Below are 21,095 nucleotides of genomic sequence, written 5' to 3'. Positions count from 1 at the left end.
GCGGCGCGTCGTCCATTCCCATCAAGCATAGTAATTGTTGAGTTTCATCAACCGATTGCAAGTTGAACCGCGCTTGCCAGACCAATGAAACCCAGCAGTCTCCCCTTCCCGCCCCAGCCCCGGCGCGCCGCCGCGCTCGCCGTGGCCGCCGCCCTCGCGGCGCCGCAAGCGTTTGCAGCCGACGCCTTCCAGCCCGCGACCAGCGTGCGCGACGTGGTCGTCACCACCGGCGTGCGCGGCGAGGAACGCACCGTCGCCGACAGCCCGGTGCCCATCGACGTCATCCCCGCCGAAGACCTCGTGCGCACCGGCAAGGCCACGCTCAAGGAAACCCTGGCCACGCTGCTGCCGTCGTTCAACTTCACGCCCGTGGCCGGCGTGACGGTCAACAACGTCATCCGGCCGCTGTCGCTGCGCGGCCTGAGCGGCGCCTACACGCTCGTGCTCGTGAATGGCAAGCGCCGCCACAACAGCGCGGCGATCAGCAATTCGGGCGTCGGCACCACGGGCGCCAACCCGGTCGATCTCGACCAGATCCCGGTCGCGGCCGTCGACCATGTGGAAGTGCTGCGCGACGGCGCCGCCGCCCAGTACGGCTCCGACGCGATCGCCGGCGTCGTCAACATCATCCTCAAGACGACCGACCACGGCGGCGAGTCCACCACCACCGTCGGCGGCTACTACAAGGGCGACGGCATCACCGCGCGCGAGAACCTCGGCTGGGGCACGACGCTCGGCCAGGACGGCTTCCTGCGCCTGTCGCTCGACGCGGCGACCCAGGAGCGCAGCGAGCGCAACGACCCCGGCACCGGCAGCTACTACTTCCGCGTCGACGGCCAGCCCGACCCGCGCGAAAGCTCGGTCGGCCAGCGTGGCGACCGCAACGGCAACCCCGAGCTGAAGGCCGTGAGCACCGCCGCCAATGCCGAGATCGGCGTCGGCGACGGCAAGCGGCTCTACGGCTTCGCGACCGCCGGCGCGCGCAACGCCGAAGCCTGGTACACGACCCGCCGCCCCAACTCGACCGGCGACCTGATCCAGCTGCGCCCCGACGGCTTCATCCCGAAGTTCTACCTGCACGAGTTCGACACCCAGCTCGTGGGCGGGCTGCGCGGCGAGGACGCGGGCTGGAACTGGGACGCGAGCGCCTCGGTCTCGCGCAACCGCATCAACAGCCATGCGAACACGCTCAACCCCTCGCTCGGGCCTGACGGCCCCACGCAGTTCAAGCTCTACGGCATCACCGCCGACCAGGCCGCCGCCAATCTCGACGTGCGGCGCGGCATCGATGTCGGCCTCGGCAAGCCCCTGCAGGCGGCCTTCGGCGGCGAATACCGCAGGGAGCGTTACAGCCTGAACGCCGGCGACGCGGCGGCCACCGCCAACGGCGGCTATGTGTACGACGCGAGCTACGGCGACGGCTCGCTCGCCGGCCGGCCCGCCAACGTCGGCGTGCAGGGCGTGAACGCGATCAGCGCCGCCAACGCCGGCTCGCTGTCGCGCGGCGTGAGCGCGCTGTACGCAGACTTCGGCGCCAACGCGACCGACAAGCTCTGGCTCGGCGCGGCCGGCCGGGGCGAGCGCTACGACGACAGCTCGGGCAGCACCTTCAGCGGCAAGCTGTCGGCGCGCTACGAGGTCGATCCGGCCCTCGCGCTGCGCGGCAACTTCAACACCGGCTTTCGCGCGCCGTCGCTGAGCCAGCAGGTCTGGTCGCAAACCTTCTCCAGCTGGCAGGTGGTGAACGGCGTGTCGATCCTGCGCAATTCGACGCTCGCAAGCCCCGGCTCCGAACTCGCGCGCGCCCTCGGCGCGACCGAACTCAAGCCCGAGCGCTCGCGCAACCTGAGCGTCGGCTTCAGCCTCACGCCCACGCGCGACCTCACGCTCACCGCCGACGCCTACCGCATCCGCATCGCCGACCGCATCGTCTCGACCGGCTATTTCTCGGGCAGCGGCGTCGACGCCATCCTCGCGGCCGCCGGCCTCCAGACCGGCCAGCTCGTCCAGTACTTCACCAACGCGGTCGATACCACCTCCAAGGGCATCGACGTCGTGGCCGACTGGCGCCGCGACCTCGGCACGCTCGGCGTCGCCAGGTTCAACCTCGGCTTCAACTGGAACCGCACCGGCATCGACAGCATCAAGGACACGCCGGCCGCGCTGAAGGCGCTCGGCTTCCAGGTGCTCGACCGCGCCGCGCAGGGCAGCCTCACCGACGGCTATCCGCGCACCAAGCTCATCCTCGGCACGAACTGGCTGTACGGCGACTTCGACACCGGCCTGCGCCTCACGCGCTACGACAAGGTCATCGAGCGCAACGCCACCAGCGCGGCCAACGACGTGACCTACGGCGCCAAGTGGCTGACCGACCTCGACGTGAGCTGGCATGTCACGCCGTCCACCACGCTCGCCGTCGGCGCGAACAACCTGTTCAACGTGCACGCGGACAAGTCGCCGTTCCCGACCACGAACGGCGCGCGCTACGGCTACGGCGTGTCGATCCCGTTCAGCTACTACGGCGGGTTCTGGTATGCGCGGCTCGGGGTGGCGTTCTGATGGGCCGCGCGACCGAAGCGAAACGGGCGGCGCCGGCCGCACCGAAGGCGGCTGCGCCGGCCGCCGGCGGCGCACCGGCCTCTCCCGCGCGGCGGCGGCTGGCGCATGCGCTCGGCGGCGCCGGGCTGCTCGGGCTCGGCGCCGGCGGCCTGCTCGCCGGCTGCGGCCGGTCTGCCGCGCCGCAGTTCGACGGCGTGACGCTGCGCCTCGGCGACCAGCAGGGCATGACGCGGTTGCTCGCCGACGCCGCCGACGCGCTGGCCGGCCTGCCCTATCAGGTCGAGTGGATCACCTTCCCCTCGCCGCCGCCGCTGTTCGAGGCCTTCCGCGGCGGCCATGTGGACTTCACCTACACCAACGACATCCTCGCGCTCGTGGCCGCGACCAACGGACTGGCGCTGCGCCTCGTCGCGGCGAGCGCGGGCGAAGTGGGTGGCATCGGCATCGTGGTGCCGGCCGGCTCGCCGATCCGCTCGGTCGCCGACCTGCGCGGCCGCGACGTGATCGTCTCGACCGTGCGCGGCGGCATCGCAGACTGGCTGCTGCAGGGCGCGCTGGCCGAGGCCGGCGTCGATCCGCGCGAGGTGAACGTGAGCTACGCCCTGCAGAACGACGCGCTCACCGCGTTCCAGACCGGGCGCGTCCAGGCCTGGGCAACCAACGATCCGCAGCTGTTCATCGCCCAGCAGTCGGGCGGCCGGCTGCTGCGCGACGGCACGGGCATCAACAGCGGGCGCGGCATCTTCGTCGCGTCGGTCGAAGCGCTGGGCCAGGCCGGCAAGCGCGCCGCGATCGCCGACCTGCTCGGCCGGCTGGCGCGGGCGCGCGAATGGGCCAACAGCCATCTGGATGAATTCGCGCTCGCCTACGTGAAGCGGGTGCGCTTCGAGCCGGAGGTGGCGCGCGCGATGGTCGGGCGCGGCCGCGTGACGCTCGGCCCGCTCGACGACTCGGTCGTGGCCGAGCTGGCCGCGCTCGATCGCAAGCTGGTCGAGCGCGGCGTGGTGGCGAAGGCGATCGACGTGAACGCGATCGTGGAGCGCGGGGTGTTCGGGGGATAGCGGAGGCGCGCCGGGAATCAGCCCGATGCGCCTTCCGCAGGGGCCGATTGCCGGCTCATTTGCTGGAACCCAGTTCGTAGGCCAGATTGACCGAAATCCAGTGACGCCCGCTGTAGGTATTGCCGGAAACATCGCTCGATGCGCGATTGAACCAGTCCTTGCCGACCACGAAGCCGAGGTTGAATGAATCCTTGATCGTCATGAGATAACCGACGGCGCCGGTCAATCCATTGCGACTGCTCGGATTGCCGCCGGAATTGGTGGAATTGATCTTTTCGGTGGCCAAGCCCAGCGACACGATGAACGACGAACTTTCGCCGGCCTTGTCGAGAAAGCGCCGACCGAGATAAACCCCCACGGCCGAGCCCGTCGTGACTTCACGCAGGGTGGGGTAATACTTGAATGGCACCACCAGGGCGCCCCAGGTCCAGCCGTTGCGATAAGTCGAGTTCTCGGGGCCGAGCAATTGATCGCGCTCGATGATGTATTGCGTATCGAGGGCGACCTGATTGGTGGGAGATTTGCTTGCACCCGATCCGTCGGAATCGGAACCGCGATTGTTGCACCCCTCCAAAAAAGTCGCCGGCGTCAGGTAATTGAATGTCCGATAGATCCAATTGTATGAAGGGAACAGCCCGGACAGCTTCGCCTTCTCCCCCGTATCGGATGCCGGGATCTCGCTCGTGATCTCGAAGCAGGCCTTGCGCGGCGCGGTCCTGGGTGGCGAGCCGGGGTGTTGGGCATCGATGAACCCCGTGGCCGTGTTGCGCAGGACGATCCTGTCACCGAGGTAGTTCGCCTTCGGCGCGTCGAGTTGGGCCACGCCGGCGGCTGCGGGCGCGGCCTGGGGCTTGTCGATGTCCGCCGGGACTTCGAGGCTGCTCAGGGACACATTCGTCAGGGTCACGCCCTTGATGTTCACGAGGCTGGAACTGCCGTCGGGTTCGGTGCGAGTGAATTCGATCTCGGCATCGGTGATGGTGATGCCCGAAATGCTGCCCGAAATGGTGGCCGTACCCGAATCGCTCTGCCTTGCAATCCCGTACGGGTCGGCGACCGTGAATTTCGTGACCGTGCCGCCCTTGATCACCGCGCCTGCAAGCTCGATGTCGCTTGCAATCAGATTGCCTGCCACAACCGGCTTTCCGGGCGTGCCGGCCTTGTCGGTTGGCGTCTTCGTCTTGATGCTGGCATCGGTATAGGCAACTGAACCCGCGCCAACCGGATAAGGAGCGGGCGGCGGCGCCGGCAATCGAAAGGATCGAGTGAATTCGGTGGCGCCCGCCTGAAGGCAGGAAACGGAGATTGCCACTGCCATTGCCTGTCCGGCCAATGTCGTCGTCTTCATCAACTGCCTCCGCCGCCGCGAAATGAATGATGAAGAAATGTCCGCGCTCCCGAAATCAATGCCAATAGGTCATTTTGAGCCAGCCTGAATCGAACGAAATGGCCTGAATCCCCAACCCCAAAATCGGCGGCATGGCAACAATCATTGCGAGAAGACTTTTCGATCCATCTGGCAAGCCGGGATCGACGGATGAATCTTTTGCGGACCGGATAGCCGCAAACCTTCGGGAAGGCGCGCTCCCGTCGATTCCCACCCTGTCAGGAGAACTGCCATGTCCTGCTCACTCAGGCCCTCGCGGCCGGGACTTCGCCTCGCGCCCATCGTGTTCGCGCTGGCGCTGCTGCAAGCGTTGTCGGCAAGCGCCGCCGATCTGCTGCTCACGAGCGAGCAGCGCAAGGCCGCGGCCGACTTCTACTGGGAGTACGCCTTCCTCGCCACCGACGCCTACAACTCCGGCTACAACCGGAACGACAAGATCCTGATGCTGACCACGATGTCGAGCTGGCTGCGGGAACGGGTCGAACAGGCCGGGCCGGATGCCCAGGCCCGCTACGCGGAGTTCCAGCGCACGGCGTCCCGGCCCAGCGCCAGCGCGGCCAGTGCCGACGACGAGACGGTGTGCGCCACAGGCCAGGCGCTGACCGTCACGCAATCGGGCGTCAGCGAGCAGGGCACCGCCGTCGTCGAGCGCCAGTGCCGGCCCAGGACGGATGCCGACGAGGAGCCGACCAATCCGGTCTACAGCAACCGCGAGCCCGTCTCGATGGACGACTGCCAGTACACCGCCGACCACCCTCGGCCGCATGTGCCCATGAATCTCATCCTGCGCACGGCGGCCAGGCCGGGCGGCTGGGAGCGCGTACCCGAGATGCGCATCGCGCAGCAGCCCATGGGATGGACACTCTTCGTGCCGGGCTTGCTGATCGACGTCTGGCGCCGCACGCGTGCCGAGCCCGATCAGGCGCATAGCGTCGAATACGCGATCGTCTTTCGCGGCACGGCGGACGGCGGCGGCTGGCTTTCCGACCTGAGGCCGATCACGGCCGTGACGCCTCTCGTCTGGGACCAGTACCGGCAGGCGCGCAACGCGGTCCGCGACGTGATCGCCGAGATCCGCCAGCTGCACGAGGTGGGCGACAGGCTGCTGGGGCAGCAGACGCGCGTGCACATCACGGCGGTGGGGCATTCGCTCGGCGGCGGTCTCGCGCGCTACGTGTATCTGCGCAATCCGGAGATCTCGCGCGTGGTCGGCTTCAACTCGTCGCCCGTCGATGGCGAGTCGGCCTTCTCGCCCTACACCGCCGCGGAGCGACCCGAGGAGCCGGTCAGCGGCGTGCGGGCGCGCGCCGACGTCATGACCCGCGAGCGTCGGGCCGACCCGCACTCCTTCGACGCCGACGCGGCCTTCTTCATGCTGCACGAGGAGGGCGAGTTCCTGAGCTACATCGGCGGCTGCACCACCAGCAATCTCTGGGGCGACGAAGGTGGTCCGAAGGTGCATTGCGATGCGATCGACCTGACCCGCAAGGGCAATCCCTTCCGCCAGCACAACATGGCCCAGCTTGCCTGCGGGCTGTACGCGCTGCATCGCGGCATCGTGAAGTGAGACCGCCGCGCGCCCTGCGCGGCTTGACCTCCCGGTGATCGGCGCGGGCCGACGCACTCGGCCCGAGGCCGGCGACCCGCCTCAGCGCGCCGCCGCCACCGACGCCGGAATCGACCCCTCGGCCAGCGCCGGTCCGCCGTCGAGCGACGCGATCCACGCCTCGGTGCTGCCCACCGCGCCGAAGCCCGCGTGCAGCGCGACCAGCGTCGCGCGGTGCAGCTCCTCGCCGCTCGCGCGACCGGCCTCGTTGGCGTAGTCGGGCGCGCCGCAGGCATCGGCCAGGATCTCGACCGCGAGGCCGAGCTGGGTCGCGTGGCGCGCGGTCGCGTCGACGCAGTTCTGCGTCATGTAGCCGACAAGGGTCACGCGCGGGATGGCGCGCGCCGCAAGCCAGTCGGCCAGTTCGGTGTCGGCGAAGCAGCTCGCCTGGGCCTTGTCGAACACGAGGTCGGCCGGGCGCGCCGCGACCGCCGGATGCAGCGCATGGCCCGCGCTGCCGTCGGCGAAGATCGGCGCGCCCGGCGGCGTGCGGTGACGCACGACGACCACCGGCAGATCGTGGGCGCGGGCCGCGTCCATCGCGCTGGCGATGCGCGCGACCGACTGTTCGCGGTCCGGAAACGCGATCGGCAGGCCGCCGGTGAAGTACTCGTTCTGCACGTCGATGACGATGAGGGCGGTGGCGGTCATGAAGGTTCTCCCCGGTGATGGCGGCCCGCGACGGTCGGGGCCGGTGCCGCGATTCTTGCCGCGCCGAGGTCGCGCGACGATTGGCCCGATGGCCATGCTTCGTCAGAATCAGGCCAATCGTCTCGGGCGGACTGCAATCCCTTGCAGGCCGCCCGCGCCACGGCGCCCCGCCGGGTTGCCTCCACCCGGCTCGCGTCGCCACTTCTTACGCCCTCTCGCCATGACCAGTCCGCGCCGCCGCAGGAAACCCGATCCCCAGGTCGTCGCCATCGTCGCCTTCGACGGCATGCAGCCTTTCCATCTCGCCGTGCCCTGCGCCGTGTTCGGCGCCGATGACGACGGCGCGAGCCGGCCGCGCTTCGAGCTGCGCGTCTGCGGCCTCACGCCGGGGCCGCTGCGCACGAGCGCCGGCTTCACGATCCAGCCCGCGCACGGTCTCGACGCGCTCGCGGGCGCCGGCCTGGTGATCGTGCCGAGCTGGCATGGCGACGACACGCCGGTGCCCGAGGCGCTGATCGCCGCGCTGCGCGACGCCGCCGCGCGCGGCGCGCGCATCGTCGGGCTCTGCCTCGGCGCGCTGGTGCTCGCGCGCGCCGGACTGCTCGACGGCCGGCGCGCGACCACGCACTGGCTCGCGACCGAGCAGCTCGCGCGCGAGCACCCGACCGTCGAGGTGCATGGCGAGGTGCTCTACGTGGACGACGGCGACATCGTCACCTCGGCCGGCACCGCCGCCGCGATCGACTGCTGCCTCCACCTGCTGCGCGAGCAATGCGGCGCCGAGGTGGCGAGCCAGGTCGCGCGCCACATGGTCGTCGCGCCGCACCGCGCGGGCGGTCAGGCCCAGTTCATCGACGCGCCGCTGCCGCGCCGGCCCGCCGACACGCGGCTGGCCGAAGCGCTCGACTGGGTCGCGGCGCGCCTCGACCAGCCGCATGCGCTCGACGACGTGGCCGCGCGGGCGCGCATGAGCCGGCGCAGCTTCACGCGGCACATGCTCGCGGGAACGGGGACGAGCTTCGGCGACTGGCTGCTCGGGCAGCGGCTGCTGCGCGCGCGCAGGCTGCTGGAGGCGGGGGACGGGCTGTCGGTGGAGCGGGTGGCGCAGGCGGCGGGGTTCGGCTCGGCGGCGGCGCTCAGGCAGCAGTTCGCGCGGGTGCTGGGGACGACGCCGACGCGGTATCGGGGGGAGTTCGGTGCATGAGGACGCAACCAAGACAGCCATCGAAAATCTGCGCAGCTCACAGCGCGTACTGCACCGTCACCAGCACCGTCCTCGGCGGATTCACCACCTGATACCGCGCCCCGCTCCCGGGCGAAAACGCCGCGCTCTGCGCATACGCGTCATTCAACAGGTTCTTCACCCCCAGGCTCGTCGTCCATTTCGAATCGCCCGACACATAGCTCAGGCCCGCGTTCACGAAGCGCTGGGTCGGCACGAGCGAGGTCTCGGCATTGACCGCCGTCGCATAGCTGCGGGTCTGGAACTGGAAGTCGGCGGTCGCGCGCAGCACACCGGGCAGGCTCGCGGGAATGACGCTGCCGAGCGAGGCAAACACGTTCCAGCGCGGCGAGAAGGTCAGATCCTTGCCGTCGGCCGACACGCCCGCGCCGCCCGCGTTGGCAAAGCTGTCGTAGGTCGCGTGCAGATAGCCGATGTTGAGCTTGGCGTCGGCCAGGCCGAGCGCGGCCGAGGTCTCCAGCTCCACGCCGCGCGTCTTGGCCTTGGCGGCGTTGTAGCGCTGGTTCACGCCGGTCGTGGGGTCGTAGGCCGTGGCCTGGAGGTCGCGGTAGTCGTTGAGGAAGACGGCCGCGTTCACGCGCAGGCGGCGGTCGAGCCAGTCGCTCTTGAGGCCGGTCTCCCAGGTGGTGACGGTCTCGGGCGCGAAGGGGTTGGTGGCCGAGGCGAGCGTGGGCGCGCGGTTGTCGTAGCCGCCGGCCTTGAAGCCGCGCGCGACATAGGCGTACTGGTTGAGGTCGGGCGTCCACTGGTAGTCGAGGCCGAGCCTTGGCGTGGTCGAGGTCCAGGAGCGCGAATCCTGGGCCGCGAAGTCGATGCCGGTGATGTTCTGGCCGGCGTCGAGCCGGTAATGGGTGTAGTCGAAATCCTTCTTCTCGTAGGTGTAGCGCAGGCCGGCGGTGAGGTTGAGCGCGGGCGTGAGGCGCCAGCCGGCCTGGCCGTAGACGGCGTAGCTGCGCGTGTCGGTGGTGCTGTATTCGCCGAAGCGGTTGACGCGGTTGGCCGCGAGCGAGCGCGTGTTGTTGTTGCGGTCGGCGGTGAAGCGCTCGTCGTACAGGAACAGCCCGCTCGTGAAGTTCCAGTCGCCCCAGTCGCCGTTGAGCTGGAATTCCTGAGTGAAGTAGCGCTGCTTGTAATGGATGAGGTTGCGTTGCACCTCGGCGGCCTGGCCCGAGTTGTCGTAATCGACCGGCTGGTTGAAGCCCTGGGCCACGGTGATCGACTTGAACAGCAGGTGCTCGTCGAGCTTGTAGCTCGCGCGCAGGGCGCCGCCGCCGCCCTTGAATTCGTTCTTCGGGTACAGGCCGGAGTAGGTGCGCCACGGGTCGGTCACGACGCCGGAGGCGGGCACGGGCGTGTAGCCGGTGGTGTCGCTGAAGTCGATGAGGCCGTTGAGCGTGAGCTGCACGTCGAGCCGCGCGTCGGGCTTGTAGCGCAGCTTGCCGCGCGCGGCGCTGGTGTTGACGCGGTTGACGTCGAAGCCGAGCGTGGGGTTGTCGGTCGTGCCGCCGCGATACACGCGCGTGTAGGCGACGCTGCCGTACACGCCGCGCTCGGCATCGAGCGCGCCCGACAGCAGGCCGCGCACATTGAGCGCGCCGTAGTTGCCGGCGCCGAGCTGGACGTAGCCGCGCGTGGTCTCGTCGGGGTCGCGCGTGATGACGCGGATCGCGCCGGCGCTGGAGTTGCGGCCGTAGAGCGTGCCCTGCGGCCCGCGCAGCACCTCGACGCGCTCGACGTCGTTGAAGTCGAGCATCGAGCTGATCGCGCGCGGGATGTAGACGTCGTCGGCGTACACGGCGACGGCGGATTCCTGGATCGGGTCGGCCTCGCCGATGCCGCGGATGAAGTACGTCTGCGTGGAGTAGCTGATGGACGTGCGCGGCAGCACGAGGTTGGGCACCTGCCCGGCCAGCTCGCGCACGTTGCTGATCTGACCCGACTCCAGCGCGTCGCTGCCGAAGGCGCTGATCGCGAGCGGGGTCTTCTGGAGGTCGGTGTCGCGGTGCTCGGCGCTGACGGTCACGTCGGGCACGGTGCCGCGCGCGGGTTCGGCTGCAAGCGCTTGCGGCAGGCCGAGCGAGGCACAGGCGCCAGCGATGGCGAAGGCGAGCGCGGAGTTGCGCGGCGTGGGCGACGGGCTGGCGACGGCACATGCCGCCACGGCGCCGGAACGTGCGGCGGCGCCGGATGTGATGACTTCCGGGAACGCGCCGACGGCGGTCGAGGGGTGCGCGACGGGCGTGACCGGGCCGTCCCGGCGAGGGGCTTGCTGATTCATGGCGGGGGAGGAAGGAGGCTGCGCCGTGGCGCGGGAAGCCAGCCGCGATCGGGCCGGCAACTCGCCCGCCGGCCTGCGGGCCGGGCGGGATTCAGGCTGGAGGGTGGCGGGACGCCGGGCGGTGTCCGCCGGTCCTCAATGCGCCGAGGGCGGCTCCGACACCAGCGCGACCTTGCCGAAGCCGTTGTCGGCGAGCCAGCCCATCGTCTCGATCACCTTGCCGTAGGCGAGGTTGCGGTCGCCCTTGACATGGATGCGGCGCTCGGGGTCGCCCTCGGTCGCGGCCTTGACGGTCGGCACCAGCGTGTCGCGCGTGACCTCGGTCTTGTCGACGTACACGCGGCCCTCGGCGTCGAGGCTGACGGTGACGGGCGGCTTGGGCTCGGTGAGCGGCTTCGCGTTGCTCGTGGGCAGATCGACCTTCATGCCGGCCGTCATGAGCGGCGCCGACACCATGAACACGATCAGCAGCACGAGCATCACGTCCACCAGCGGCGTCACGTTGATGTCGCTGACCGGCGCGGCGCTGAACGCGCCCGGCGCGCCGCCGGCGGCGGGAAGCTTGGCACCCATGGTCAGGCTCCCTTCAGCGCGGCGTTGGCGACGGCGACCGGCGCCGCGTTGCGCGTCGCGGCCTCGTTGCGGGCGGCGCGGCCGGTGTCGATCGGCACGCCGACGAGTTCGGCTTCGAGCTGGCGCGACAGCTTCACCTCGATGAGGCCGAGCAGCGTCGCGACGCGCTGGCCGTACACGCCCAAGTCGCCGGCGAGCCGGTTGTAGGCGATGACCGCCGGGATCGCGGCCACGAGCCCGAGCGCGGTGGCGAACAGCGCCTCGGCGATGCCCGGCGCCACCACGGCCAGGCTCGTGTTGTTGCTCGCGGCGATGCCCTGGAAGGAATTCATGATCCCCCACACCGTGCCGAACAGGCCCACGAACGGGCCGACCGACCCCACGGTCGCAAGTACCTGCAAGCGGCGCTGGAGCTTCTCGAACTCGACGCCCGAGGCGATCTGGCCCACGCGCGCGAGCCGCTCCTTGAGGCTGTCGCGGCCCGACTCGCTGCGGTGCAGGCCGTTGCCGACGGTCTCGCTCCATTCGTGGATGACGGCGGCGTGGACGCGGGCGAACGGGTCTTCCGGCTCTTCCTTGAGCGCGTCTGCAAGCGCTTTCAGGCCGCCCGGCGATTGCACGGTCTCGACCCAGCGGTCGGCGGCCCTGGCGGCGCGGCGCAGCCGCAGCCATTTCTCGACCACGATCGCCCAGGTGACGACCGAGGCGAGCGCGAGCAGCACGATGATGGTCTTGACGATGCCGTCGGCCTGGAGGAACAGCTCGGCGGGCGAAAGTGCCGCGGCGTGGGCGGCGAGAGTGTCGGTGGCGTCGCTCATGGCGGCTCCTTGTGCGTGAGGTTCTGTTTCGGTCGGCGGGGCTGGCCCGCCGGGTTGGCGCGCGGCATTGCGCGCCGGGCCGTCGCGCCGACGGCCTCGCGGGCTTCAGTTGGAAAGCCGGTAGACGATCGCGCCCGCCAGCCGGTACGAGGCGGCGCCGAGGTCGGGCAGCTTCGGGAAGGGCGCGGCGGCCTTGAGCGCCTCCTCGGCGGCGGCGTCGAGCGCGTCGATGCCGCACTTGTCGAGTTCGTAGGACAGCAGCGTGCCGTCCTGCGCCAGCGTCAGCCGGTAGCCGATGCGGCCTTCCTGCCGGCGCAGCATCGCGGCCTTGGGATAGCGGCCCGAGGCGATGCGGTTGATGCGCGCGAACACCTGGTTGGCGTAGTCGGTCGGAATCGCGTCGGGCGAATTGGGCGGACCGGGCCGCGCGGCGGCCTGCGGCGCGGGCGCCGGGGCCGGTGGCGCGGGCGGTGCCGGCGCGGGCGCGGGCTCGTGCGGCGCCTCGGCCACCGAGGGAGTCACGGGCGCGGGCGTCGGCACCGCGCTCGGGGCGGGTACCGGCACCGGCGCCGGGCGCGGTGGCGCAGCGCGCGGTGGCTCGATCGTCTTCACCTTCTCGACCGGTTTCGGCGGCTCGATCTTCGGCGGTTCGATCGGCTTGGGCGGCTCGGGCGGCGCGATGACCATCTCGATCACCCGCTCCGGCACGGGCGGCGGCGCCGGCTCGTGCGACCAGTTCCACAGGTAGAGCAGCGCGCCGGCGTGCAGCGCGAGCGACACCGCGATCGCCAGCTTGCGGCGCGGCGCGCCCGGCACGTCGGGCAGCACGACGCGGCCGGCGCCGAGCGTGAGACCCGCGGCGCCGGCCGCATCCGGCGCGGCCGACACCGGAGAAAGGAGGACGGCACTCATGGGCGGCTCCGGCGGCGCGGCGCGACGGGCGCCGGCACGCGGTCAGAACGGAGGAAAGGCGCGTGCTTCATCGCGGCCCCGGCTCATTCGAGGAAGTCGGGCTCTTCGCGCACGACGCGGTCCCACAGCGACTGGAAGCTGAACCAGCCGCCGATCTCGTTGCCGACCTGGCCGTGCGTGTGCGTGGCGATGTCGTGGTCGAGCGGCCGGATCGGGCCGGCGGCTTCGGACAGCAGCTGGGTCTTCGCGGCGTTCTCGGCCGCGATGTACCACCACACGGCCGACTCGACGCTCGTGCCGACCGTGAGCAGGCCGTGGTTGCGCAGGATCGCGGCCTTCTTGTTGCCGAGCGCGGCGGCGATGCGCTCGCCCTCGCTCGAATCGAGCACCACGCCGGTGTAGTCGTCGAACAGCACGTGGTCGTCGTAGAAGGCGGTCGCGTCCTGGCTGATCGGCGCCAGCAGCCGCGATTGCGCCGAGAAGGCCTTGCCCCAGATCGCATGCGAATGCGCGGCGGCGATCACGTCGGGCCGGGCCTTGTGCAGCTCGGAATGGATCGCGAACGCGGCGCGGTTGAGATGGCCGTCGCCCTCGACGATCTCGCCGTGGTGGTTGACGAGGATGAGGTTCGACACCTTCACGTGGCCGAAGTACACGCCGGCCGGATTGACCCAGAAATGGTCGGTGCGCTCGGGATCGCGCGCGGTGATGTGGCCGGCGCCGCCGTAGTCGTAGTCGTTGCGCGCGAACAGGCGGAACGAGGCCGCGAGGCGCTGCTTGCGGTGCAGGCGCTCGGCCTCGACCGATTCCTGGCGCGGCACGCCGTCGCCGCCGAACAGGCCGCGCCCGTCGCCGCTGCGCGGCACCTTGTAGATGGCCGGACGCGGCGGCCAGCCGGCGTCGAGGCCCGCGAGGCGGGCGCCGAGTTCGCCGCCGGCGATGTTGAGCGGCGGGCGCGCGGCGCCCTGCTGGTCGGCCGCGACAACGGCCGGATCGACGATGAGGGAGGTCATGGAATATTCCTTTGCAAGGGTTTGCGGATCGGTTCAGTAGCCGCGCGCGGGATCGACCACCTCGGCCAGCGTCTCGCCGGCGCGAAAGCGCGCGAGGTTCTGCAGGAAGCGGTCGGCCACGGCGTCGAGCAGCGCCGGCGTGCCGGGCGAGCTGTGCGGCGACAGGCGCACGCGCGGATGGGTCCAGAGCGGATGACCGGCCGGCAGCGGCTCGGGGTCGGTCACGTCGAGCGTGGCGCGCGACAGGCGCCCGCTGTCGAGCGCGGCGAGCAGCGCCTCGTGATCGACGAGGCTGCCGCGCGCGACGTTGATGAGATGCAGGCCCGGCCGGGCGGTGGCGAGCAGATGGCGGTTGACGAGATGCCAGGTCTCCTCGGTCGCGGGCGCCGCGAGCACCACGTGGTCGGCGCGCGCGAACACCTCGACCGCGCTGCCGGCGATCTCGACGCCGTCCACGTCCGACGGTCCGTGGCCGCGCCGCAGCGCGATCACCTTCATGCCGAAGGCGAGCGCGCGTTTGGCGACCGCGCGGCCGATCGAGCCGAAGCCGATCAGCCCGAGCGTCGTGCCCTCGACCGCGCCGAGGCTGCGCAGCTTCCATTCGGCCGGCGAGTGCACCCAGAGATTGGGGATGTCCTTGGCCACCGCGAGGATGGCGGCGAGCACGTATTCGGCGATCGCCGACGACGAGGTGCCGCGCGCGCAGGTGACGACCGGGCCGTCGAACAGCCAGCCCGGATACCAGTCGATGCCGACCGACGACAGCTGCACCCAGCGCAGGTCGAAGGGCCAGCCGACCGGGGCCGGCGCCGTCTTCCAGCCCGGATGCGGCCGGCTGAAAAGCACGCTCGCCCCCTCGGGCAGTTCCGCGACCGGACCGGGCGGCACGGCGAGCACGCGCAATGCCGGCGCCCGCTCGCGCAGGCGGTCGTTGACGCGCTCGTCATGCTGGCTGGCGACGATGACTTCGCTCATGGCTTGCGGCTCCGTCGTCGTGCTCAGGCCGCGCGCACGGCGCTGTCGGCGGCGCCCTGCCCGGCTTCATGCGAGGCCACGGCCGCGCGCACCGCCGGCAGCAGTTCGCGGCCGTAGAGCAGCGCGTCCTCCACCACGTCGAAGCCACGGAACAGGAATTCGTCGATGCCGAGCTTGTGGTACTCCAGCACCGACTCGGCCACCTGCTCGGCCGTGCCGACCAGCGCGGTCGAGTTGCCGGCGGCGCGCGTCAGTTCGGCGATGCCGGTCCACAGGCGCTTGTCCACCACGCGGCCCTGCGACACGGTGCGCAGCAGGCGCTGCGAGCCGGTGTTCTGCGGGTCGCGCGGGCGGTTGATGAAGAAGGTGTTGGCCGGCAGCTGGGCCTTGGCGCGTTCGAGGATGTCCTCGGCGCGGGCCCAGGCCTTGTCCTCGGTCGCGGCCAGGATCGGGCGCGACGAGAGGCTGAAGCGGATGTGCTTGTCGCGGCCGTGCTTGGCGGCCTCGGCGCGCACGCGGTTCACGAGTTCGGCCGTCGTTTCGAGGCTCTCGGCCCAGAGCATGTACACGTCGGCATGCTTGGCCGCGACCTTGATCGCCGCGTCCGACGAGCCGCCGAAGTAGATCGGCACGCCGCTGCCGTTGAGCGGCTTGACGGTCGGGAGCTGGCCTTCGATGCGGTAGTGCTTGCCCTCGTGCTTGAACGGTTCGGTCGCGTTCCAGGTGCGCTTGACGACGTCGAGGAATTCGTCGGTGCGCTCGTAGCGCTCGTCATGGCTGAGCCAGTCGCCGTCGCGGCGCTGCTCGGTGTCGTCGCCGCCGCTGATGACGTTGATCGCGAGCCGGCCGTCGCTGAAATGGTCGAGCGTCGCGAGCTGACGCGCCTGGTAGGTCGGCGCGATGAAGCCGGGGCGCTGGGCCAGGATGAGGCCGAGCTTGTCGGTGTTGGCGGCGACGAAGGCCGCGACCTGCTGGCCGTCGACCGACGAGCTGCTGTGCGCGATGAGCACGCTGTCGAAGCCCGCGTGTTCCTGGGCGTTGGCGAGGGTGGCGAGATAGCGCTTGTCGACGGGCGCGCCGGTCGGGCGGTGGATCTCGCTGACGTTCTGGGTGTGGACGATGCCGATGAAGCGGACGGTCATGGTGGTCTCTCTCTGTCGGGGATGCGCGGCGGGGCGCGGTGGTCGGTCGGGGGCTGATCCGGTTCGGGGAACGGCGTTGGTGTGCGTGCAGTGGCGTCAGCGCGCGGCATCCGCGACCGCGGTCGGCGGCGCGATCACCGCGCCTTCGGGCGCGCGCCCGGCCACCTTCGGCACGAGCGGACCGCCCTCGGCGGCGAGCGCGGCGGCGGCCGCGAAGGCCGCGATGCCGAGCTGGCCGTACACCGCGTCGTCCTGCGGCGTGTGGATACGTCCGCACAGCACGTCGCGGAAATGGCGCTCCAGCGGATTGGCGCGGTGCAGGCCGGGGTTGGACGACAGCTCGACCGCCTTCTGCACGGCGGCGATGGCCTGGTTGGTGACGAGCGTCTTGATGAGGCTGTATTCGGCCGGCGCGAGGCCGCCGCGCACGCCACTTTCCAGCAGCACGCGGTTGGAGAACAGCAGGCCGTCGATCTCGCCGAGCGCCTGCTGGTAGCGCTGGAGGCTCGACAGCGGCGCGCCGAGCGAGGCCGGCACGCGGGTGCGCGCCCATTCGGCGAACCAGTCGCGCGCGGCGCGGGCCACGCCGTCGTACACGGCCGACAGCAGCACGCCGATCCAGGCCGAGAAGCGCGCGTCGGGCGCGGCGGCCTGGTCGATCGGGGCCACGTCCACGGCATGGTCGGCGGGCACGAACACGTCGGTGAACACGACGTCATGGCTGCCCGAGGCGCGCAGGCCGAGGTGGTCCCAGGTCTCGATCACGCGCACGCCGGGCGTGTCGCGGTGGACGAGCCAGGCGCCCACCAGTGGCACCGCGTCGTCGCTGCGGGCCCAGACGAAATTCCAGGTCAGGCCCGGCGAGCCGGTCGAGTAGAGCTTGCGGCCGTTGATGATCCAGCCGCCATCCACGCGCCGCGCCACCGTGCCCGGCAGGCCGCCGCGCGCCGGCGTGCCGAGTTCGGGCTCAACGCGCAGCGAATTGACGAGGGCGCCGTCGCGCACCACGTCGCCGATCACGCGGCGGCGCAGATGCTCGGGCCAGCGCGCGAGCCGGTCATGAAAGGCGAGGTGCAGGAACTGCATCACGAGGATGAGCGCGGTCGAGGGCTCGCCGCGCGCCACGGCGTGCACGACGCGATAGGCGGTGTCGAGGCCGGCGCCGAGGCCGCCATCGGCGACGGGCGCGGTCAGCGCGAGCAGGCCCAGCTCATGCAAGCGGGCGAAGTTGGCGGCCGGGAATTCGCGCGTGCGGTCGTGGTGCTCGGCGGTCGCGGCGAACTCGGCCGTGAGGCTCGCGAGCAGCCGGTCGAAGTCCGGCGAGGCGAAGTCCGGCACCGGCGGGTGCGGGAGGCGGTCTGTCATGGTGTGTCCTGGCGGGAGGTCGGGTGGGAGGGCGGCCGTCGTGCGGCCGTTCGCGCCGTGTGTGTTCTGGTGGCGAACGCGGCTTGCAAGGGTTTGCAGCCGCGCCGCATCAAGGCTTGCGGGCGGGCGTCAACAGCCGGCGCGGGCCGGGCGACGCCACGGGGTCGGAGGCATGGCGCGGCTCATCGGCGGGCCTTGGCGTAGGCCGGGTTCCAGCGCAGCCAGCGGCGTTCGAGGCCCTTGGCGACGAGGTCGGCGAGCTTGCCCAGCAGCGCGTAGAGCAGGACGCCCACGAGCACGATGTCGGTCTGGAGGAATTCGCGGGCATTCATCGTCATGTAGCCGATGCCCGATTGCGCCGAGATCGTCTCGGCCACGATCAGCGACAGCCACATCACGCCGAGCGCGAAGCGCAGGCCGACGAGGATGCTGGGCAGCGCGCCGGGCAGGATCACGTCGCGGTAGAGCGCGAAGCCGCGCAGGCCGTAGCTGCGCGCCATCTCGATGAGCTGGCGGTCCACCGCGCGGATGCCGTGGTGGGTGTTGATGTAGAGCGGGAAGAACACGCCCGCCGCCACCAGAAAGCGCTTGGCGCCCTCGTCGATGCCGAACCAGAGGATGACGAGCGGGATCAGCGCGAGGTGGGGGATGTTGCGCACCATCTGCACGCTCGAATCGAAGGCCGCCTCGGCCCAGCGCGACATGCCCGTGAGCAGCCCGAGCCCGACGCCGAGCGAACCGCCGACCGCGAAGCCCGACAGCGCGCGCCAGCCCGAGACCTGGAGGTAAGTCCACAGGTCGCCGCTCGCGACCAGTTCCCAGAACGCCTTCGCGACGGCGGTGGGCGCGGGAAGGATGTCGGTCGAGAGCCAGCCGAGCGCGATCGCCGCCTGCCAGCCGAGCACGAGGCCGACAGGCACGAGCCAGGGCAGCAGGCGCAGCAGCGTGGCGGTGACGGGGCCGTCGGCGTCGAGCGCGTCGGCGGCGCGGGCCGTGGCGGCCTTGACCGCCGGCGCCGCCGCGCCCGCATCGCGCGGCCCGGCCGGCTGGCCGGCGAGCGCCGCGTTGGCGGCCGGCGCGGCGGTCGTGGCCGGCGTGGCGTGTGCCGGCTTGTCGATGACGCCAGTCACCGCGCTCATGCCGCACCCCGCGCGAAGAATTCGGGCTCGACCAGGCCACGCACGTCCACGCGGCGCGGCAGCAGGTTCAGCTCGGCGAACACGTCGGCCACCTTCTGCACCGCGAGCACGTCGCCGTCGTTCACGGCGCGCAGCGCGTTGTAGCTGCGCGCGAGCACCTTGCTCACGATCGCGGGCGACAGGCGGGTCTGCTCGGCATACACGCGCTCATAGGCGGCACGGTTGGTCTGGCTCCAGTCCCAGGCGCGGTTCATGCGCGCGATCAGCTCGCGGATCGCGGCGCGCTTGGCCGGATCGGCCAGCGCCTTTTCCGACGCGGTGAGGAAGCCGCGCCCGGTACTGATGCCCTCGCCGTCGCGCAGCACGCGGCCGCCCGCGTCCTCGGCTACCGCGAGATAGGGATCGAAGGTGGCCCAGGCGTCGATCTGGCCGGCGCGGAAGGCCGGCAGCGCCTCGGTCGGCATCACGAAGCGCACATCGACGCTCGCAGGATCGACGCCGGCCTCGCGCAGCGCGCCGATCAGCAGGTACTGCGCGATGCTGCCGCGCGCCGACGACACGACCACGCTGCGGCCCTTGAGGTCGGCCACGCTGCGGATCGGCGAATTGCCCTGCACGACGATCGCGACCGACTTCGCCGGGCCGACCGTGGTGGCGACGATGCGCACGCGGCTGTTCTGCGCGGCGGCGGCGAGCACGGGCGTGTCGCCGGCCGGGGCGGTATCGACCGCGCCCGCGCGCACCGCCTCGAACAGCGGCGCCGCGCCCTGGAAGTTGGCCCAGGTGTAGCGGAACGGCGCACCGTCGAGCGCGCCGGCGGCTTCGAGCCGGGCGCGGGTGCTGTTGGCCTGGTCGCCGAGCACGAGGCTGGCCGCAGCGGCCGGCGCGTCGGCCGCGCCGGCCCGGCCCGCGAAGGCGGCAAGGCCGAGGCCCGCGCCGGCCGCGATGAGCCGGCGGCGCGGAAGATGGATTGGGGAGTCGGGTCTGGTCACGGAAGCAGGCCGCCGAGGCGGCTCGGGAAACGTCGATGACGGCAAGTTACCGACGGCCCCTCATGCTTCCCACGATGTTTATTCGATATGTTCATGCACGCTTGTTATTAGAAGTGTGCATGACATGACTCCCGCTTCATGTCCGACCGGCAACATTTGGATCATCCCCGTCGCTTCGGTGCGTGCCGGCGATCGCGTCCACCGCAGCCCCTGCTTCGTGCCATGTGTCACGGACTTCTCGGACTGGGCTCGCTCCGAGACCTGCAGACCGTCCCTAGCATCGCGGCCCCAGTCATGTCAGCCGGCTTTGCTCCGCCGGAACGCGCTCATGTCAGACGCCCCCATCCATCGCGGCTCCGCCTTCACCACGCTCAGCGCGAGCTATGCGCGGGTCGACATCGACCGCGCCCTGCCCTGCATCGTCTTCCTCGTTCACGGCGTCAACGACAACGGCGTCGCCTACGAAGCCCAGGATCAGGGCCTGTGCGCCGGCCTCAACGCCCGCCTCAACCGCGGCGCCTCGCTCACCCGGCCCGGCGGCGACCTCCACCACTACGACTTCGCCAACGCCGACACGCCCAAGAAGTACGACGCGCTGCTCGCCAAGCTCGACAAGACCGATCCGGCTCGCGCCGAGCGCCTGCGCAGCGACCCCGATGCCGTGCTGTTCCGGCCCGGCGCCATCCCCGGCCAGACCTATTCGCCAGTGATCCCGTTCTACTGGGGCTATCGGGAACAGGAAGGCATCAACCCGGACACCCGCAAGCCCTACATCGACCGCGAACACTGGCACGGCCAATGGCTCGACCGCTGGGGCAACCGGCTCGACAAGGACGGCGCCAAGGAGGGCGGCCCCTTCATCAACGCCACCTCCAACCTGCCCGACTGCTGGTCCGACGGACAGGGGCCCGGGATGGCCGGCCTGCTCGACGCCCTCAAGCGCGACGCGATGCGCCCGATGAAGGGCGCGCCCAACCGGCGCTACTTCGTGCTCGCCGCGCGCCGCCTGGCCATGCTCATCCGCCTCGTGCGCAACCAGCCCGAAACCCGGCACGCCGCCGTCAACCTCGTCGCCCACAGCCAAGGCTGCATGATCAGCCTGCTCGCCCAGGCCATGCTCGCCGAGGACGGCGTGCAACCCGCCGACACCCTCATCCTCCAGAACCCGCCCTACAGCCTGGAGGAGCCGACGCTCGAGTTCACCGGCAGCGCCAAGCAGACCACCGTCGCGCGGCTGCAGACCCTCGTCAATCTCGTGCGCTTCGTCCACGAGAAGGCCCAGTCCAGCCCCAGCCTTGCCGACGTGCACGCGGGCGTGCCGCGCCACGGCGTGGCCGGTCCGCACTGGGCGCCCGGCACCGCGCGCAAGGTCGTCGATGCC

At 70.9% G+C, this 21,095-nt stretch carries 17 protein-coding genes; 5 read left to right on the top strand and 12 right to left on the bottom strand.

Features of this window, described 5'->3' with window-relative positions; all coding sequences use genetic code 11:
- The first annotated feature begins 84 nt into the window (after nucleotides 1-84).
- Nucleotides 85-2,559 carry a TonB-dependent receptor plug domain-containing protein gene (locus tag H566_RS0110810; protein WP_028311464.1) on the top strand — a complete coding sequence of 825 codons (2,475 nt, stop codon included), beginning with the start codon at nucleotides 85-87 and terminating at the stop codon, nucleotides 2,557-2,559.
- Entirely contained in the window at nucleotides 2,559-3,620 is a 1,062-nt protein-coding gene (locus H566_RS0110805; RefSeq protein ID WP_051378628.1) for a PhnD/SsuA/transferrin family substrate-binding protein, read from the top strand. The genes H566_RS0110810 and H566_RS0110805 overlap by 1 nt, the downstream gene beginning before the upstream one ends.
- A gap of 55 nt (nucleotides 3,621-3,675) precedes the next feature.
- On the opposite strand, the gene H566_RS0110800 is transcribed toward H566_RS0110805, so the two are convergent.
- The gene (locus H566_RS0110800; RefSeq protein ID WP_156924389.1) at nucleotides 3,676-4,968 is read right to left on the bottom strand and encodes a hypothetical protein; all 1,293 of its coding nucleotides are present in this window, start codon (nucleotides 4,966-4,968) and stop codon (nucleotides 3,676-3,678) included.
- Nucleotides 4,969-5,239: 271 nt separating this feature from the next.
- On the opposite strand from H566_RS0110800, the gene H566_RS0110795 reads away from it, so the two are divergent.
- The gene (locus H566_RS0110795; protein WP_156924388.1) at nucleotides 5,240-6,574 is read left to right on the top strand and encodes a lipase family protein; all 1,335 of its coding nucleotides are present in this window, start codon (nucleotides 5,240-5,242) and stop codon (nucleotides 6,572-6,574) included.
- Nucleotides 6,575-6,655: 81 nt separating this feature from the next.
- Here the strand turns inward: H566_RS0110795 and H566_RS0110790 are convergent, their stop codons facing one another.
- Nucleotides 6,656-7,264: a cysteine hydrolase family protein gene (locus H566_RS0110790; RefSeq protein WP_028311460.1), complete on the bottom strand. Its 609-nt coding sequence runs from the start codon at nucleotides 7,262-7,264 to the stop codon at nucleotides 6,656-6,658.
- 220 nt (nucleotides 7,265-7,484) lie between these two features.
- On the opposite strand from H566_RS0110790, the gene H566_RS0110785 reads away from it, so the two are divergent.
- Entirely contained in the window at nucleotides 7,485-8,468 is a 984-nt protein-coding gene (locus tag H566_RS0110785) for a GlxA family transcriptional regulator (protein ID WP_051378627.1), read from the top strand.
- A 37-nt stretch (nucleotides 8,469-8,505) separates the two neighbouring features.
- Here the strand turns inward: H566_RS0110785 and H566_RS0110780 are convergent, their stop codons facing one another.
- The 10 genes from H566_RS0110780 to H566_RS0110735 all read right to left on the bottom strand — a co-directional run bounded on the left by H566_RS0110780 (nucleotide 8,506) and on the right by H566_RS0110735 (nucleotide 19,714).
- On the bottom strand, nucleotides 8,506-10,668 hold the full coding sequence (locus H566_RS0110780) for a TonB-dependent receptor (RefSeq protein ID WP_028311458.1): 2,163 nt from the start codon (nucleotides 10,666-10,668) through the stop codon (nucleotides 8,506-8,508).
- A 252-nt stretch (nucleotides 10,669-10,920) separates the two neighbouring features.
- Nucleotides 10,921-11,358: an ExbD/TolR family protein gene (locus H566_RS0110775; protein WP_028311457.1), complete on the bottom strand. Its 438-nt coding sequence runs from the start codon at nucleotides 11,356-11,358 to the stop codon at nucleotides 10,921-10,923.
- 2 nt (nucleotides 11,359-11,360) lie between these two features.
- Nucleotides 11,361-12,176: a MotA/TolQ/ExbB proton channel family protein gene (locus H566_RS24350; RefSeq protein WP_084544986.1), complete on the bottom strand. Its 816-nt coding sequence runs from the start codon at nucleotides 12,174-12,176 to the stop codon at nucleotides 11,361-11,363.
- A gap of 105 nt (nucleotides 12,177-12,281) precedes the next feature.
- Nucleotides 12,282-13,088, bottom strand: coding sequence for a TonB family protein (locus H566_RS24345; protein WP_156924387.1), 807 nt, complete (start codon nucleotides 13,086-13,088; stop codon nucleotides 12,282-12,284).
- A gap of 83 nt (nucleotides 13,089-13,171) precedes the next feature.
- A complete protein-coding gene (locus H566_RS0110760) occupies nucleotides 13,172-14,101 on the bottom strand; it encodes a class II aldolase/adducin family protein (protein ID WP_084544985.1) in 930 nt (309 codons plus the stop codon).
- A 33-nt stretch (nucleotides 14,102-14,134) separates the two neighbouring features.
- Entirely contained in the window at nucleotides 14,135-15,076 is a 942-nt protein-coding gene (locus H566_RS0110755) for a D-isomer specific 2-hydroxyacid dehydrogenase family protein (RefSeq protein ID WP_028311455.1), read from the bottom strand.
- Between the two features lie 23 nt (nucleotides 15,077-15,099).
- Complete coding sequence (locus H566_RS0110750) at nucleotides 15,100-16,218, bottom strand: LLM class flavin-dependent oxidoreductase (RefSeq protein WP_028311454.1); 1,119 nt, start codon at nucleotides 16,216-16,218, stop codon at nucleotides 15,100-15,102.
- Between the two features lie 96 nt (nucleotides 16,219-16,314).
- Complete coding sequence (locus H566_RS24340; RefSeq protein ID WP_084544984.1) at nucleotides 16,315-17,583, bottom strand: acyl-CoA dehydrogenase family protein; 1,269 nt, start codon at nucleotides 17,581-17,583, stop codon at nucleotides 16,315-16,317.
- 182 nt (nucleotides 17,584-17,765) lie between these two features.
- Complete coding sequence (gene ssuC, locus H566_RS0110740) at nucleotides 17,766-18,722, bottom strand: aliphatic sulfonate ABC transporter permease SsuC (RefSeq protein WP_084544983.1); 957 nt, start codon at nucleotides 18,720-18,722, stop codon at nucleotides 17,766-17,768.
- On the bottom strand, nucleotides 18,719-19,714 hold the full coding sequence (locus H566_RS0110735; protein WP_028311452.1) for an ABC transporter substrate-binding protein: 996 nt from the start codon (nucleotides 19,712-19,714) through the stop codon (nucleotides 18,719-18,721). Before H566_RS0110735 ends, ssuC begins: the two co-directional genes overlap by 4 nt.
- A gap of 328 nt (nucleotides 19,715-20,042) precedes the next feature.
- Between H566_RS0110735 and H566_RS24335 the strand changes: the two genes are divergently transcribed.
- Nucleotides 20,043-21,095 (top strand): T6SS effector phospholipase Tle3 domain-containing protein (locus H566_RS24335; protein WP_425387929.1); only part of this gene is annotated, 1,053 nt, incomplete at its 3' end.

Source organism: Derxia gummosa DSM 723 (assembly GCF_000482785.1).
GTDB classification, from domain to species: domain Bacteria; phylum Pseudomonadota; class Gammaproteobacteria; order Burkholderiales; family Burkholderiaceae_E; genus Derxia; species Derxia gummosa.
This window is presented reverse-complemented; position numbering and strand designations above follow the sequence as displayed.

Bases quoted from the DNA above. Each gene is read 5' to 3' on its own strand.
- H566_RS0110810 (WP_028311464.1), top strand. From the start codon at position 85: ATGAAACCCAGCAGTCTCCCCTTCCCGCCCCAGCCCCGGCGCGCCGCC.
- H566_RS0110805 (WP_051378628.1), top strand. From the start codon at position 2,559: ATGGGCCGCGCGACCGAAGCGAAACGGGCGGCGCCGGCCGCACCGAAG.
- H566_RS0110800 (WP_156924389.1), bottom strand. From the start codon at position 4,968: ATGAAGACGACGACATTGGCCGGACAGGCAATGGCAGTGGCAATCTCC.
- H566_RS0110795 (WP_156924388.1), top strand. From the start codon at position 5,240: ATGTCCTGCTCACTCAGGCCCTCGCGGCCGGGACTTCGCCTCGCGCCC.
- H566_RS0110790 (WP_028311460.1), bottom strand. From the start codon at position 7,264: ATGACCGCCACCGCCCTCATCGTCATCGACGTGCAGAACGAGTACTTC.
- H566_RS0110785 (WP_051378627.1), top strand. From the start codon at position 7,485: ATGACCAGTCCGCGCCGCCGCAGGAAACCCGATCCCCAGGTCGTCGCC.
- H566_RS0110775 (WP_028311457.1), bottom strand. From the start codon at position 11,358: ATGGGTGCCAAGCTTCCCGCCGCCGGCGGCGCGCCGGGCGCGTTCAGC.
- H566_RS24350 (WP_084544986.1), bottom strand. From the start codon at position 12,176: ATGAGCGACGCCACCGACACTCTCGCCGCCCACGCCGCGGCACTTTCG.
- H566_RS24345 (WP_156924387.1), bottom strand. From the start codon at position 13,088: ATGAGTGCCGTCCTCCTTTCTCCGGTGTCGGCCGCGCCGGATGCGGCC.
- H566_RS0110760 (WP_084544985.1), bottom strand. From the start codon at position 14,101: ATGACCTCCCTCATCGTCGATCCGGCCGTTGTCGCGGCCGACCAGCAG.
- H566_RS0110755 (WP_028311455.1), bottom strand. From the start codon at position 15,076: ATGAGCGAAGTCATCGTCGCCAGCCAGCATGACGAGCGCGTCAACGAC.
- H566_RS0110750 (WP_028311454.1), bottom strand. From the start codon at position 16,218: ATGACCGTCCGCTTCATCGGCATCGTCCACACCCAGAACGTCAGCGAG.
- H566_RS24340 (WP_084544984.1), bottom strand. From the start codon at position 17,583: ATGACAGACCGCCTCCCGCACCCGCCGGTGCCGGACTTCGCCTCGCCG.
- ssuC (WP_084544983.1), bottom strand. From the start codon at position 18,722: ATGAGCGCGGTGACTGGCGTCATCGACAAGCCGGCACACGCCACGCCG.